Annotated in this window: 14 protein-coding genes; 10 read left to right on the plus strand and 4 right to left on the minus strand. The window is 64.3% G+C overall.

Going from position 1 to position 15314, the window contains the following annotated elements:
* Nucleotides 1-783 precede the first annotated feature (783 nt).
* From J2851_RS14985 to J2851_RS15025, 9 genes are all read left to right on the plus strand, one after another.
* Entirely contained in the window at nucleotides 784-1836 is a 1053-nt protein-coding gene (locus J2851_RS14985) for a substrate-binding domain-containing protein (protein WP_209767150.1), read from the plus strand.
* A 174-nt stretch (nucleotides 1837-2010) separates the two neighbouring features.
* Nucleotides 2011-3648: a sugar ABC transporter ATP-binding protein gene (locus J2851_RS14990; RefSeq protein WP_209767152.1), complete on the plus strand. Its 1638-nt coding sequence runs from the start codon at nucleotides 2011-2013 to the stop codon at nucleotides 3646-3648.
* The gene (locus tag J2851_RS14995) at nucleotides 3645-4640 is read left to right on the plus strand and encodes an ABC transporter permease (protein WP_209767153.1); all 996 of its coding nucleotides are present in this window, start codon (nucleotides 3645-3647) and stop codon (nucleotides 4638-4640) included. Before J2851_RS14990 ends, J2851_RS14995 begins: the two co-directional genes overlap by 4 nt.
* Nucleotides 4641-4778: 138 nt before the next feature.
* The gene (locus J2851_RS15000) at nucleotides 4779-6272 is read left to right on the plus strand and encodes a 4-hydroxyphenylacetate 3-hydroxylase N-terminal domain-containing protein (RefSeq protein WP_209767155.1); all 1494 of its coding nucleotides are present in this window, start codon (nucleotides 4779-4781) and stop codon (nucleotides 6270-6272) included.
* Between the two features lie 65 nt (nucleotides 6273-6337).
* Nucleotides 6338-7402, plus strand: coding sequence for a 2,5-dihydroxypyridine 5,6-dioxygenase NicX family protein (locus tag J2851_RS15005; protein ID WP_209767157.1), 1065 nt, complete (start codon nucleotides 6338-6340; stop codon nucleotides 7400-7402).
* 77 nt (nucleotides 7403-7479) lie between these two features.
* On the plus strand, nucleotides 7480-7797 hold the full coding sequence (locus J2851_RS15010) for a putative quinol monooxygenase (protein WP_209767158.1): 318 nt from the start codon (nucleotides 7480-7482) through the stop codon (nucleotides 7795-7797).
* A 25-nt stretch (nucleotides 7798-7822) separates the two neighbouring features.
* Nucleotides 7823-8836 carry an alpha/beta fold hydrolase gene (locus J2851_RS15015; RefSeq protein WP_209767160.1) on the plus strand — a complete coding sequence of 338 codons (1014 nt, stop codon included), beginning with the start codon at nucleotides 7823-7825 and terminating at the stop codon, nucleotides 8834-8836.
* Between the two features lie 72 nt (nucleotides 8837-8908).
* On the plus strand, nucleotides 8909-9409 hold the full coding sequence (locus tag J2851_RS15020; RefSeq protein ID WP_209767162.1) for a flavin reductase family protein: 501 nt from the start codon (nucleotides 8909-8911) through the stop codon (nucleotides 9407-9409).
* A gap of 71 nt (nucleotides 9410-9480) precedes the next feature.
* Nucleotides 9481-10800 (plus strand): amidase, encoded by a 1320-nt coding sequence (locus J2851_RS15025; RefSeq protein WP_209767163.1) that lies wholly within the window; start codon nucleotides 9481-9483, stop codon nucleotides 10798-10800.
* Nucleotides 10801-10984: 184 nt separating this feature from the next.
* Here the strand turns inward: J2851_RS15025 and J2851_RS15030 are convergent, their stop codons facing one another.
* Genes J2851_RS15030 through J2851_RS15040 form a run of 3 tightly spaced genes read right to left on the minus strand, consistent with a single transcriptional unit; the run spans nucleotide 10985 to nucleotide 13828 of the window.
* Nucleotides 10985-11836 carry a carbohydrate ABC transporter permease gene (locus J2851_RS15030; protein WP_209767165.1) on the minus strand — a complete coding sequence of 284 codons (852 nt, stop codon included), beginning with the start codon at nucleotides 11834-11836 and terminating at the stop codon, nucleotides 10985-10987.
* Nucleotide 11837: 1 nt separating this feature from the next.
* Entirely contained in the window at nucleotides 11838-12794 is a 957-nt protein-coding gene (locus J2851_RS15035) for a carbohydrate ABC transporter permease (RefSeq protein ID WP_209767167.1), read from the minus strand.
* A complete protein-coding gene (locus J2851_RS15040; protein ID WP_343206575.1) occupies nucleotides 12791-13828 on the minus strand; it encodes an ABC transporter substrate-binding protein in 1038 nt (345 codons plus the stop codon). Before J2851_RS15040 ends, J2851_RS15035 begins: the two co-directional genes overlap by 4 nt.
* 10 nt (nucleotides 13829-13838) lie before the next feature.
* Here J2851_RS15040 and J2851_RS15045 point away from each other — a divergent pair, with 10 nt between their 5' ends.
* The gene (locus J2851_RS15045) at nucleotides 13839-14048 is read left to right on the plus strand and encodes a hypothetical protein (RefSeq protein WP_209767169.1); all 210 of its coding nucleotides are present in this window, start codon (nucleotides 13839-13841) and stop codon (nucleotides 14046-14048) included.
* Nucleotides 14049-14141: 93 nt separating this feature from the next.
* Here the strand turns inward: J2851_RS15045 and J2851_RS15050 are convergent, their stop codons facing one another.
* The gene (locus J2851_RS15050; RefSeq protein ID WP_209767170.1) at nucleotides 14142-15194 is read right to left on the minus strand and encodes an ABC transporter ATP-binding protein; all 1053 of its coding nucleotides are present in this window, start codon (nucleotides 15192-15194) and stop codon (nucleotides 14142-14144) included.
* Nucleotides 15195-15314 lie beyond the last annotated feature (120 nt).

The raw sequence follows: 15314 nt of genomic DNA on the forward strand, positions 1-15314 counted from the left end.
CGAGCGAGACATGCCCGACATGCCGGCAACCGATCAGCGAGTCGCTCTCCCATGAACCCGCGTTATCACGGCTGCCACCGTGAATGTGGGTTCTGGCGATCTGGTTGCACCATGCGATGCGCCATCCGTGCCGTTTCTACCAAACTCCGACGACGCACCACCCTACCAGATTCGTTCACACGTGAACAGCGTTCCAAGGTGAATGATTTTTATATGTGAACGTCATTCACTGTTGACGAGGCGTCAAATCCGTTACACGATGGAGACGTTGAGCCGCCAAGCCGGGCAACAGAAGCATCGCAAGCCGAAGATGGGCAGCGCCTGAGGTCGGTTCGAAGGGCCGGACTCCAAAGCGAGCAATCTGCGGGCCGCAATCACAGTCGTTTATCCGACCCTTTTGCACAGTCTTTAGGGCTGGCATGCCGTCTCGGAAGCCAGCAACCGTGCTCGCCACCTGTAAGGGAGTTGCCGATGCGCGTTGTCCATGGCTGTACGGACGTTCCCCCCGAAGCAAAGGGCGGCGTGGTTGCTTTTGGCAACTTCGACGGCGTGCAACGCAATCAGTTCTGATACACGATCCCCTGTTCCACAGAAAAGATGCGAGGTGCCACCAGTCCTCACCGCCAAAGAACAATCGTAAAGATCAGACAAAAGTTGGGCCACAAAAAAACCGGCCCGGCGCAGGGAGCGCCAACCAGTTGCAACGACGACGTCGCCGTACCGAGGGCCGGCCTGTGCTCTTCCTCGGCGATCCAAGTGACAACCGTGTTGGGAGACAGAGGCATGATAACATTTCGCGGCATGATTGTCGGCGCATTGATGGCGTCGGCGGTGACCGTCGGCTCTGGCGCTGTTGGCGCCCAGGAACCCGACCGCTTGCGCGGCGTAATCACGGAAACGAAGGCTGAACGTCCATACCGCGTCGGTGTGACGCTGGTCCATTTCGTGGACGACTATTGGAAGGGCATCGCCTACGGCTTGGCCGGGGAAGCGCCGAAGGCCGGAGTCGAAATCGTACGCATGATGGGGGCCGGCGGCTATGGTCGCGTGGCCGAGCAGATTGCCCAGCTCGAAACACTCTCCACGATGAATCTGGATGCCGTCGTGTTGGGAGCCACAAATTATGACGGCTTCGATCGGGCCATCAAGCGGCTCACCGACAAGGGCATCAAGGTGATTGCGGTCGGCGTGCCCGTGAACAGCAAGCAGATCGCCGCCGGCGTCACGATCGACGAGGAAGAGGTCGGTCACAAGCTTGCCTCGTTCGTTTGCCGCCACAAGCCGCAAGCCAACGTCATCACGATCCCCGGACCCAACGGGCCGGTATGGAACAAGCTGCGCTTCGATGGATTCAAGAAGGGCGCTGACGCGTGTCCCGGCATGAAGCTCTACGGGAACACCTTCCAAGGCGACACGAAGATCGAAGACGGCCTGTCGCAGGCATCCGACCTGCTCATCAAGGATCCGGGCGCGGACTACATCTACACAGCGGCAGCCAATTTGGGCATCGGTGCGGGTATGGCGGCCAAGCGGATGAGCAGCAAGGCGCAGGTGGCAACGGGGACGATCTCCGACCGCACAGTCGAGCTGATGAAGGAAGGTCACGTCGCTGTGGCCGTGTCGGAACAGCCCATCCTCATGGGCCGGTCGGCGATCCAGGTTCTGGTCCGTCTGCTGAACGGCAAGCCTTTGCCCGAAATGACCGCCCCCGGAGCCATCCCCTATCCGGAGTTCCACGTTCCGCTCGTGGAGATGACGGCCAAGGACCTCGTCAACTACGACTTGTCCACTTACGACCGTCCGCCCGCCAATTGGCAGGTGCCGTCCTTCCAATAAGGAAGGACATCCGAAGGCGGGCCTCTCCAGCGCGGCCGCCATCGCATCGGCACCGCGGGAACGTCGGCACCGCGGGAACGGTCCCTTTCGGACGGCCACGATCCTCACACCAGCCTTGGACGCGCAACGCGGCCGGGACCGCCACACCATTCTCGTGCAGAGCAAGGATGGGCGATGACCATTCCAAACCTGAACATACCATCCGAACGGGATCCGCTGCCGGAGCAGGCGAGCGGACAACCGGACGGACGGACGCTCCCTCCCGTGCTGGAGGTGCGCGGCTTGTCGAAATTCTTCGGCGCAACGCAGGCGCTTGCCGATGCGTCCATCGCCCTGATGCCGGGCGAGGTGCACATCCTGCTCGGCGAAAACGGCGCCGGAAAGTCCACGCTCGCCAAGATCGTCGCCGGAGTCCACGCCCCGGATGCCGGCGAGATCTGGATTGCCGGGTCCCGGCAACATCCGCGGACGGCCCGGGAGGCGCGGAATCTTGGCGTCTCCGTGGTCTTCCAGGAACTGTCGCTCGCCCCGCATCTCTCCGTCGCCGAAAATCTCTTCCTCGGTGCCGAGGCGGCGTCCCATCCATTCCGCTTTTTGCCGCGCGCCAGGGAAAGGGAGCGAGCCCGCGCGATCCTGCACGACCTGAACATCGACCTGCCGCTCGACGAGCCGGTCGCCCGCCTGTCGATCGGCAAGAAGCAACTGCTGGAAATCGCGAAAGCCCTCCTCCAGTCGCCGCGCATCCTGATCATGGACGAACCGACCTCGGCTCTGACCGAACGGGAAAAGACGTTCCTGTTTTCCATGATCGGCCGCCTCCAGGACCGCGGTACCGCCATCCTGTACGTCACCCATCACTTGCGCGAGGTGTTCGAGATCGGCAGCCGCGTCAGCACGATGCGCGACGGTCGGGTGACGAACACGGTGACGGTCGACGACCGGCTCAGCGAGCGACACCTGCTCGAAATGCTGACCGGACGCCAGATCGACACCACCATCAACCGGCAAACTCACGCGGCCGGCCCGACGCTGCTCACCGTCAGCGACCTCCACACGGAGGATGGCTGCCATGGCATCGACTTGACCTTGCGGCGGGGCGAAGTCGTCGGGGTCTATGGCGTGGTCGGCAGCGGGCGCGAAGGGTTGGCCCGTGCGCTGATGGGGATCTCGAAGGCGACCCAGGGGCGGATGACGCTGGACGGAAGGCCATACCAGCCGGGCAGCCCGGCCCAGGCCACAGCGCTCGGAATCGGCTATCTCGCGATCGACCGCAAGGAGCAAGGCATTCTGCCGGAACGGCCGATCCGCGAAAACCTGACCTTGGCCAGCATCGTCCGGAACGCACGCTTCGGCATCGTCTCCCATCGTCGAGAACGGGACCACGCCGAGCAGAGCCTGCGCGCCCTGCGGGTGCGCTACGGCTCCATGGACGATCCGATCACGAGCCTTAGCGGGGGCAACCAGCAGAAGGTCCTGTTCGGTCGCGCGCTCGGCCGACAACCGAAGCTGCTGGTCATGGAGGAGCCGACCGCCGGCATCGATGTTGGCGCGAAACTCGATCTCCATGAAAGCATCCGGTCGCTGGCGGCCAAAGGCTACAGCTTCCTCGTGATATCCAGCGATCTTCCGGAAACGCTGATGCTGTGCGACCGCGTCTACACCATCTACCGCGGTCGCTTGACCGACGAAATTCACCACCCGTGCCTGGAGGACGAGGAGCGGGTCCTGGCAAGCGTGCTGGGCCGCGGCGTTGGGGATGCTTTCCCCGCCTCCACACACATCGAACCAATGGCTGACGGAGTGCAGCGATGACCGCCGGCGACATGACGCGGGCTAAAGGGCCGCACAGCTTTTCGAACGCCATTCTCCGGCGGATCACGCTGAAGGATTGCGCCCTTCCCACCTTCATCGTTCTTTTGGCCTTCGTGACCGGGCTCATCGAGCCTCGCTTCTGGGCGACCGAGAACCTTCTCAACCTCAGCCGCCAGATCGCGCCGTTGCTGATCCTGTCGGTCGGCCAGGCCTTCGCCGTGATCTGCGGCGGCCTCGACCTCTCCATCGCCGCGAACCTGGCCCTCAGCGGTGTCTACGGCATTCTCGTGATGAACGAATTCGGCGTCGTGGCCGGTGTTCTGGCGATGCTGCTGTCCGGCACGGCGGTCGGCTTCGTCAACGGGTTCATCATCACGCGTTTCCAGGTCTCGCCCCTGATCGTCACGCTCGGCATGCTGTCGGTGTGCCAGGGCCTGGCGCTGATGGCCTCGGGTGGTCTGCCCATCTACAACATGCCCGACGCGTTCATCGACGGTTTCGGCTATGGATCCCTTCTGGGTGTGCCGACGCCCACGCTGCTGGCCGTTCTGACCCTGCTGGCCGGGTGGGCCGTTCTCCGCTACACCGTGGCTGGCCGCTACATCTACGCCATCGGATCGAAAGCCGCAGCGGCCTACAGCTCGGGCATCGACGTGCGGTTCTACTCGATGCTCGCCTACACGATCAGCGGCTTGACCGCCGGCATCGGCGCCATCGTCCTGACGGCGTGGGTCAATTCAGCCCAGCCCCTGGCGGGCGCCGGGCTGGAGCTTCGCTCCGTGGCGGCGGTCGTGCTGGGTGGAATTGCGCTGACCGGAGGCAGCGGCTCCATGCTGCACGCCCTGTACGGCGCCATCATCCTGGGCATGCTGTCGAACTCGCTGAACATGATGGGGGTTTCCTCCTTCATGCAGACGTTGGTGATCGGGTTGGTCATCGTGACGGCCGTGATCCTGGACAAGCTGCGCCGCGGCCAGACCCCCGGCGTCTGACGCGGGCTGCGACGGGAAAGCCGTCAGCACGGTCTTTTTTCGAGGTGGGCCAAGCGCCGGCGTGGGTTCGCTCCCGCCGACCACCGAGCGCGACCATACGCGCGCCCTCACAATTTCAAACAGGACAGGAGACACCCCATGGATGGGTTCGCTCAAACGCCCACCCCCCTTGCGCCAAGCCCGGCCGGGAATGACGGTGGCACCAAGACCCGGCTGCGCAACGGCGAGGAGTACAAGAAATCCCTGCGTGACGGCCGCAACGTCTGGACGGGCGGCATCCAGGTCGATGACGTCACCCAGAATCCCGTTTTGGGCCCGGGCATCTCGCTGCTTGCCGAAACCTTCGACGCGCAGTTCGACCCCAGCCTGATGGACACGACGACCTTTGTCGACGAGCATGGCGAGCGCATCAGCCGGTCCTGGCAGGTTCCTCGTGTTCCGGAGGACTTTCCGGCCCGCCGCCGAATGATCGAGTACACGACGATCAAGACCGCGGGGAGCTTCGGCCGTCCGCCCGACCTTGCGCCGCTGATCGCCGTCGGCCTCCTGGCCCGCAAGCCGATCTTTGCCAAGTCGGACGACCCCGCCGATTTTGCCGGCAACATTGAGCGCTACATCGAGCACGGAAGGCGCAACAACATCATCGCGGCCGAGGTGCTCGCCGACCCACAGGCCGACCGGTCGGCGGGATCCTCGGCTTCGGCCGGGCTGCTGCGGGTTGTTTCCCGTGAGAAGGACGGCGTCCGGCTGCGCGGTGCCAAATCGGTCGGCTCCATCGCCGCGCAAGCCGATGAGATCATCTTCTCGAACCTGACTCGCCCCGATTTCCCGCCCGAGGCCTGTGTCTGGGGCGCCATCCCGGTGGCGACCGAAGGCTTGAAGCTGGTGTGCCGGGAATCGGTGTCCCATCCGGGGGCGGACCCCTTCGACCATCCCCTGGCCAGCCGCGGCGAAGAGTCCGACCAGCTGATCATCTTCGACGACGTGTTCGTTCCGAACGACCGGCTGTTCAACGTCGGCGATCCGGAACTGCTGAAGCTGTATGGACCAGTGACGGTCTGGGTGCATTGGCACATCCTGACCCGCCTGTCGGTCAAGGCCGATCTCTTCGTCGGCATCGGCCAGCTCGTCCTTGACGTTCTGGGAACGGCGAACATTCCACAGGTCCGTGCGTATCTCGCGGAACTGATCTGCTACGCGCAAACCCTGAAAGCCTTCGTGCTCGCGGCCGAAAGGCTCGCCACCCCGAGCGAGAACGGGGTGCTGACGCCGGACGTCAACATGCTCACGGCCGGGAGGCTGCATTCCATCGAGCATTACCCGCGGATCATCCACACCGTCCAGGAACTCTGCGGCCAGGGCCTGGTCATGCGCTTCCAAAAGGCCGACTTCGAGCATCCGGACATCGGTCCGCTCCTCGATCAGCTCCTTCCGGGGCGGAACATGAGCGCGCGCGACAAGAACCGGCTCATGAACTTCATCTGGGACCTCACCACCGGGTCCCACGCGGGCCGAACCGAGCTGTTCGAGAACGTCAACGCGACGCCCGCCAACTTCCTGCGCGAGCGCCTGTACCGCGAGTACCCGCGCGAGCGGATCATGACCATCGCCCGCGACCTCGCCGGGGTGTGAGGCAGGCCCGCCCGACCCGGTCCCGACAACCAATGGCATAACGCCCACACAGGAGTTTGACGTCTATGGCGACAACGACCGCAACCGCCTACCGGATGGCGGAGATTGTGCCCCTCTTCCGACGCATGCTCGAGCTGTGCAAGCTCAAGCCCAGCGAGTCCCTGGTCATCCTGACGGAACCGGAGGCGAACCAGGACTACGCCGCGGCTATGTACGGCGCCGCGCGCGAGATCGGCGCCGAAACCCTGACGATCATGGTGCCGTCCGCTCCGCCGGAGCAGGTTCCGATCATTCGAACGGGCAACGTCTCCTCGGCGATCCTGTCCAAGGCAAAGCTGGCGATCGAGACGCTCAAAATGGCCGACATGGTGATCGACCTGTCGACCGGCGGCTTGCTGCACTCGAAGGAGCAGCGCGAAATCCTGCAGAGCGGCACCCGGATGCTCATGGTCCACGACCCGGTCGAGGCGCTGCAGCGGCTGTTCCCGACGCCGGAGGACAAGGAACGCGTCGAGCGTGGAATGGAACGCCTGCGCCGCGCCAAAAGCATTCGGCTGGAGTCCGACAACGGGACCAACGTGTGGTTCGACATTTCGGAGCGCCCGATCATCGGCCAGTACGGCTACACCGATGAACCGGGGCGCTGGGATCATTGGCCGGGCGCCTTCCAGTACACCATTCCGACCGAAGGCCGCGGCGACGGCACCCTGGTGCTCGATCCCGGCGACATCTGGTACCCGGCCAAGCGATTCCTCAGCGGTCCGGTGACGATGCGGTTCGAGCAGGGCAGCGTGGTCGGAATCGAGGGGGGCTTGGATGCTTTCCTCATCCGCGATTACATCGAGGGCTGGCAGGATCCGGAGGGCTTCGCCATCTCGCACTTGGGCTGGGGGTCCCACCCGCGTGCGCTGTGGAACGCCATCGCCTTCCAGGACCCGCTCGACATCATCGGCCAGGACGGTCGCACCGCCTACGGCACGACCCTGTTCGCCCTTGGGGAGAACGCGACCTTCGGCGGCAAGCACACCACGGGGTGCCATCAGGACTTCGCGCTGCGCCATCACCGCTTCTACCTCGATGACGAACTCATTGCCGACAGCGGCCGGATCCTGCCCGCCGATCTGCGATGACCCGTTGCGGAGCACCGGTCCATCGGCCGGTGCTCCGCGCGTCCGACACGCTTGAGGAACAGACGAAGAGAGTGGCCATGAGTTTCGCGTCCTGTGTTTCGTATTCCTGCCGGAGCGGCCGCGAGGAGGAGTTGCTGCGCGCGCTGGCGCAACTCGCCCACCACACGCGACGCGAACCGGGATGCCTCGAATACCGCCTTCACCGCGACCCGGAGAACGCGTCGCGGTTCTTCCTCTACGAGCGCTACGTCGATGAATCGGCGTACCGCCTTCATCAAGCCAGTGAGCATTTCGAAACATGGGCCAAGGGCATCATCCCCGGTCTCCTCGACGAGCGGCGCATCGAACGATACGTGACGGTCGACGATCTCGAAGCCCTGGCCCAGGCGCAATGACGTGAGTCCGATGGGGAACACCGACATGGACTGGCACCGTGAGTGCGGGGTGTTTGAGCTTGGCGATCAGGAGCTTCTGTCGCAGGCAACGCTTCGAAACGCCCGGGTTTCCTGGGCGACGCATGGCCGGCTCTCGCCGGCGAAGGACAACGTCATCCTCTACCCGACCAGCTATTCCGCCCAGCACCAGGATCTGGAATGGCTGATCGGTCCGGACGGCATTTTGGACCCGGAGCGATGGTTCATCGTCATTGCGGACGCCTTCGGCAACGGGCTGTCGTCCAGCCCGTCGAACACGCCCGATTTTCCGGAGCTGGTGACGACGTGGGACAATGTGCAGGCGCAACGCCGCCTGCTGCGCGAGCTGTTTGGCGTCGAGCGTCTCGCCTGCGTCTACGGTTGGTCGATGGGTGCGCAGCAGGCCTATCATTGGGCCGCCGCTTTCCCGGACGCCGTCGAGCGCATCGTGGTGAATTGCGGCAGCGCCCGCACCGCGGTCCACAATCGCGTCTTTCTGGCGGGCATGATGGCCACGTTGGAAGCTGCCCCGGAACACCTGGGACAGGGCCGCTTCTCCGCCACGCCGTCGGGCGCGTTGCGCGCTTTCGCCCGCATCTACGCGGGTTGGGCGCTCAGCCAGGACTTTTACCGCGCCGGCCTTCATCTCAGCGCGCTCGGCGCTCCGGATCTGGAGACCTTTCTGCGGTCGCAATGGGACGAACGGTTCGCGCGGCGCAACGCCGCCGACCTCTACTGCCAGCTCAAGACGTGGGAGGCGAGCGACATCAGCGCCAATCCTCGCTACCGCGGAGACCTGACCGCGGCGCTGAACGCCATCCAGGCCCGCGTGCTCCTGATGCCCAGCGAAACCGACCTGTATTTCCGGGTTGCTGACAATGAAGCGGAACTGCCGCACCTGCGCGCCGGCGTGCTTCGGCCAATCCCGAGCATCTGGGGCCACCGGGCCGGCAACCCGGCCCAGAATGCAGCCGACGCCGCGTTCATCCGCGACGCGGTGCACCGTTTCCTCGCCGCGTGATCGGGCCATTGCCACAGGCGGGGAAAGACGTCGCCCAGGTTCCGACCATGCACGCAACTGGAGGAGAAGACTATGATGATGGACACCTTCGTCGATGCCGAACAGTTTCGGGCGGCCATGCGCCGCACCGCGTCGTCCGTCGGGGTTCTCGCCACCGATGGCGCCTTCGGGCGCGCTGGCTTAACCGTTTCCTCGCTGTCCTCGCTGTCCGCGGAGCCGCCGTCCGTGCTGTGCTGTGTCCACAGGCAAAGCCGGGCGTTGGAGGTCCTGCTGGGGAATGGTGTGTTCACGGCGAACTTCCTGGCGACGGGCCAGTCCAAAGTGGCCGACGTCTTCGCCGGGTTCGTGGCAGAACACCGCGAGAACCGCTTTGCCGTGGGTGAATGGAAAACGCTGTTCACAGGGGCGCCGGCGCTGTCCGGTACGATCTGCAGCTTCGATTGCCGCGTCGCCGCGACATTCGAATTCGGCACGCACCGCATCATCGCGGGCGAGGTGATGGCGCTGGAAACCGGATCGGACAGCCCGCTCGTCTATTCCGACCGGGCTTACAAGCAGCTGGTCGCAGGATGAAGGCCTTCGCGGGGAAAGCGTCCGGAAAGACCCTTTGTCCCGCTCAAAGCGAAACGGAACCAAGGCCCCCCATGACCCTGTCCACTCTGCCAGCTTGCGAACTCGTCGAACGGCTCACCAGGGGCGGCGTGACCGCCACAGAGGTCGCGCAGTCATTCCTGGCGCGGATCGCGGAATGCGATTCCTCGATCGGGGCGTGGCAGCACCTCGATCCGGCGGAGGTCCTGGAGACCGCGCGCCGGCTGGACGCCGCGGATGTTCGTGGTCCGCTGCATGGCTTGCCGATCGCCGTGAAGGACATCATGGACACCCATGACATGCCCACGGCCTACGGCTCCGACCTGTACCGCCATCATCAGCCATCCTGGGACGCGGCCGTCGTGGCGCAGTTGCGCAGCCTCGGGGCGCTGGTGCTGGGCAAGACGGTCACCACCGAATTCGCGTATTTCAAGCCTGGAAAGACCGCCAACCCTTGGGATGTCCGCCGCACCCCGGGCGGCTCGTCCAGCGGAAGTGCCGCCGCCGTTGCCGCGGGAATGGCTCCGATCGGGCTTGGCTCGCAGACCGCGGCGTCGCTGATCCGACCCGCCTCGTACTGCGGCGTGGTCGGGTTCAAGCCCTCTTTCGGCCGCTACAGCCTGGCAGGAATCAAACCGCTCGCACATTCCTTGGATACACTGGGCTGGATGGCCCGGACGGTCGACGACATCGATCTGATCGGCAAAGCGCTTTCCGGCCGTGCCCTGACCGGCTTGCCGGCAACCGGAATCCAGGGCCTGCGCATCGGCCTTGTACGAACCTACGAATGGCCGTTGGCGGAGCCCTCGACCCGGAATGCACTGGAAACCGCGACCGAATTGTTCCGGAGAGGCGGCGCTACCGTCAGCACGGTCGATTTGCCGGAGCCTTTCGCGGCGATGGCGGACACACATGCCGGTGTGATGGCGTTCGAGGCGGCAAGAGCGCTGGCGTTCGAACACGCTTCCGCCTCTGATCAATTGAGCCCGCAATTGCGCGCCCTGTTGGACAAAGGACTTGCGATCGACGAATCGTCTTATTTCCGGTTGCAGGATGCGGCCGTCGCATGCCGCAACCTCTTGCGTGACCTCTTCTCAAGCTATGACGTCCTTCTTGCACCCAGTGCGCCCGGTGAGGCTCCCACAGGCCTCCAGGCAACCGGAGACCCGGCCTTCAGCCGGATGTGGGCCGTCCTGCATGTGCCCTGCCTGACTCTCCCCGGATTGACCGGCGAGGAGGGAATGCCGGTGGGAATCCAATTGATCGGATCCTATCAATGTGATGACCGGCTGCTCTGCATTGCAAAGGGATGCATGGATGCGCTCAATGGGGCTCTGTCGCAAAGTTTGCCTGTGGAACGGCATCGGCGTTGACCCCCTATCGGCGTCCGCCTGCCGCCACACCGGCCGACCAAGGCCGCGCCCATTCAGCGGCTAACGGTGAATGACCCTCTGCCGATGGAGGGTCATTCGAGCGCGCCGGTTCACAACCCGGCCAACCCGGCCTGTCGGCCACGAAGGGCGTGTCACCACCGGACAACCAAGGAACCAGCGCCGCTCATCCCCTTACGGCGCCGGCAGTGAGTCCTGCCACAAAATGCTTCTGCATCAGGAAGAACAAGGCAACCGGCGGCAACGCCGCAAACAGGGCGCCGGCCGAGATCAGGTTCCAGGCGGTAAGCCATTCGCCCTTGAGGCCGGCAAGGCCGAGCGTCAACGGCTTGGCCGCGTCACTTTGCACCAGGACGAGCGCCCAGAAGTAATCGTTCCAGACGAAGGTGAAGATCAGGACTGCCAAGCCGGCCAGGGCCGGGCGCAGCAGCGGCACGATGATTTTGCGCAGGATCTGGAACTCGCTTGCCCCTTCAAGCCGCGCCGCCTCGAACAGTTCGTTCGGCAGCGCCGCGATGAAGTTGCGCAGGAACAGCGTCGCGAACCCAATCTGAAAGGCCGTATGGAACAGGATCAAGCCCCACACCGTGTCGTACAGGCCAAGCTGGAGGACGAGGTCGCGGACGGGAATCATCAGAATCTGATAGGGCACGAAGTTGCCGCCGATGAACATGGCGAACAACAGCGTCCTTCCCGGCAGCGGGTACTTGGCGAGCGCCACGGCGGCCATGGTGCTGAGCACCAGCACCGCAATCACCGTCACACCGGTGATCACGACGCTGTTCAGGAAGAACACGCCCATCGGCGACGTCGCGAAGACCTCTCGATAATTCTCAAACAGCGCGAAATGGGACGGCAGGCGCCAGTAGTTCCCGGCAAGGAGATCAGCCTGGGGCCGGATCGCCGTCATCATGATGGCGATCAGCGGCGTCATCCACAGCAGCATCGCCGCGTAGAGCGACACGCGATAGCCGATGCGCACCGCGCGCGGCCGCTCCTGAATGGGGGCGGGGTACATGTCAGCCTCCCCTGGCTTCACGGCGGAGCGTGTGCCACAGGAACCACGCGATGTAGACACTCATGATCGCGAACAGCACGGTGGCGATGGCGGCGCCATAGCCTGCCCGGTAGCTGAAGATGGTCGCGTCATACATTTGATAGGCCAGCACAGTGGAACTCCCATAGGGGCCGCCCTGGGTCATCACCGCGATCATGTCGAAATTGCGCAGCGACATGATCACCGTGATGATCGAGGCGACGAAGGAGACGGAGCGGAGCTGCGGCAGGACGATGTGGCGGAGGAGGCTCCAGCCGGCGGCGCCATCCATCCGGCCGGCGGCGATCAATTCCTGGTCGAGTTGGGACAGGCCGGCGAGGAACAGGACAAGGCAGAAGGCGATCTGCGACCAGAGCGCCGCCGCGATGATGCCGAACGTGACGAAATGCTCGTCGGACAAAATCGCCAGCGGCTCCAACCCCAACCAGTTGAACAGGATGGCGAGCAGCCCGAAGGTGGGATCGTAGAACCAGGTGAACACGACACCGATGATCACGTGCGCCAGCACCAGCGGGATGAAGAAGATCGACTTCACCAGCCGCATTTCCGGCAGGGCCTGGTTCAGGAACAACGCGAGCGCCAGCCCGAACACCGGGGCCAGCAGAAACAGGACCAGCCAGATCACGTTGTTCTTCAGCGACGTGTAGAACTGCGGGTCGCTGAACAGCTCGGCATAGTTGGAAAGGCCGACCCAGGTCGCCGGACCGGTGCCATCCCAGTCATAGAAGCTGATCCAGATGCTCTGAACAATAGGTGTGATGATGAGGAGGCCGAAAAGGCCGACCGGCAAAACCAGCAGCAGCAGCGGCGTCAGCCACGCCTGGTTGTTCTGCCACACGCGCAATCCGCCCAGCCTGCGCGCTGGCGGAGGGGCGGCGGACAGCCGCCCCTCCCAGCCCTCGGTGCGCGGCGCGTTCATTTGAAAATCCGCTGGCGAGCGGCCTCGAGCCGGTCAAGAACGGCGTCGGAACGCTTGGGATTGGCCAGGAACTCCTGGAAGCCCTTCATGCCGACCTGCGCCATTTCCGGGTCGGTGTCCCGGTCATAGAATTGCGCCGATCCCTGCGCGTTCTTCGCCAGAGCCATTTGCGATTGGGCGAAGGCGTCGCCGCTGACGTCCACGTCGGTCCGCGCCGGCAGCACCGCCCCGCCCAAGGCAAAGGCCTTGAGGTTGTCGGGCTGCGCGAGGAAGGCCAGGAAGCTGCGGGCGAGCGGCTTGTTCTTCGCCCCGCTCGGGATGGTCACCCCATTGACCGAGATCTCCTCGGCCTTGGGTACCGACGGGTCGATCACCGGGAACGGAAAGAAGCCGATGTTGCCGTGGACCTCGGCCGGAAGCGATGTGAGGACATACGGCCCGAGCAGATACATGGCGGCCTTGCCCTGGGCGAGGAACGGAATGGCCTCCTGCCAGCCGTAGGACGACGCGTTGTCGAGGAAATAGCCCTTGCCGATCGGCTCACCCCATTTCGCGAAAACCGCCTTCACGCGCGGATCCGTGTAGGAGGCCTTGCCGTCCATCAGCTGCATGTGGAAATCAAGGCCATTCATGCGCATGTCGAGATAATCGAACCACAGCGCGTTGGCCCAGAGGTCGCGGGTTCCGATGGTGAAGGGAGTGACGCCGGCCGCCTTGATCTTAGCCGCGGCGGCCATCAGCTCGTCCCAAGTCGCCGGCGGTGCGACCCCGACTTTTTCGAACACCTGCTTGTTGTAGAAGAACCCCCATGTCGTGAAGTTCGTCGGCATCATGTACTGCTTGTCGCCTTCGGAGACGGCCGGCAGCCAGGGTTTCATCACGTCCGTCAGATTGTTCTCGGCAAAGAAGCCGCTCATGTCGTCGAACAGGCCGCGCTTGGTGAAGGTCTTCATGCGCGCGCCGGTGAACCAGAAGGCGACGTCGGGCGGGTTGGTGACGAGGAAATTGCGGATCGAGGTCTTGTAGGACTCCACGTCGCTGTAGTTGATCGTGACCTTGACCCCTGGATTCTTGGCCTCGAAATCCGCGGCGATTGTTCATCGCCGCCTTCTGGCCGGCGCCGCTGCGGTCGGAATTGATGACGAGCGCCTGCTCATCGGCAGCGTGGACCCCGGTGGGCAGCGTGACAGCCGCAGCCATGCCCAACAAGGCGACGGCAGCTCCAAGGGCGCGTCGGCTGATGCGCCGGCGTGAATTGGACTTGGTGGTGGCCGAACGGTCGATCATGCGTTTCTCCCCGTACCTTCTTGTGGTTGAATGGATGGTGGCGCGGGTGCGCCACGGCGTTCAGGCCAGCCGTCGGCCCGTCGCCGCGTCGAACAGGTGGACGCGGGCGGCATCGGGAAGGATGCGAATGGTCTCCCCCGGCTTCGGCAGCACGCGGTCGCGGAACACGCAGACGATTTCCTGCGAACCGCTGCGAACCACGATCTGGGTTTCGGAACCCGTGGGCTCCACCACCACGACCTCGACGGGGACGCCGGCGTCGGTCAGGCTGAAATGCTCAGGCCGGATGCCATAGACCACCGCGCGTTCGCTCGCCGGAGCTGCATCGCCGAGCGGCAGCCGGAGCCCGTCCTGGGTGATGAAGGTGCCGCCCTCAATCCGCCCGTTCAGGAAGTTCATGGCCGGTGATCCGATGAAACCGGCGACGAACACGTTGTCCGGCCGATCGTAGAGATCGAGCGGCGCGCCGATCTGTTCGATGGCGCCATCACGCATCACCACGATCTTGCTGGCCATGGTCATGGCTTCAATCTGGTCGTGCGTCACGTAGATCGTCGTGGTCTTCAGGCGCTGATGCAGTTCCTTGATTTCGGCGCGCATGGCGACGCGCAACTTGGCATCGAGATTCGACAGGGGCTCGTCGAAGAGAAAGACCTGCGGATCGCGCACGATGGCGCGGCCCATGGCCACGCGCTGGCGCTGACCGCCGGAGAGTTGGCGCGGGTAGCGGTCGAGCAGGGCGCCGAGGCCGAGGATCCGGGCGGCGTGGTCGACGCGCTGGGTGATCGCCTCTTTCGGCGCCTTCCGCAGGTTGAGGGAGAACGCCATGTTCTCCGCCACCGTCATGTGCGGGTAGAGAGCGTAGCTTTGGAACACCATGGCGATGTCGCGTTCCTTTGGCGGAACGTTGTTCACCACGCGCGGCCCGATGCTGATTTCGCCGGCAGATACGGTTTCAAGGCCGGCGATCATGCGCAGGAGCGTGGATTTTCCGCAGCCGGACGGACCGACGAGAATGACGAACTCTCCGTCCTCGATGTCCACCGAGACGCCGCGGAGAATGTGCGTCGCGCCGAAGCTTTTGTGCACGTTGGCGATGTTCACGGAAGTCATGTGCGCCTTGCTCGTAACTGCGTGAGATGGGCGAGCCGGCTCCGAGAACCGGCCCAACCTCTCGCAGGCGCGCCCCTCGGTCGTATCGCTTGGGCGAGGCCTTTGTGGCAGCGCCGGATT

Origin of the sequence: Azospirillum rugosum (genome assembly GCF_017876155.1) — a bacterium.
Lineage (GTDB): Bacteria > Pseudomonadota > Alphaproteobacteria > Azospirillales > Azospirillaceae > Azospirillum > Azospirillum rugosum.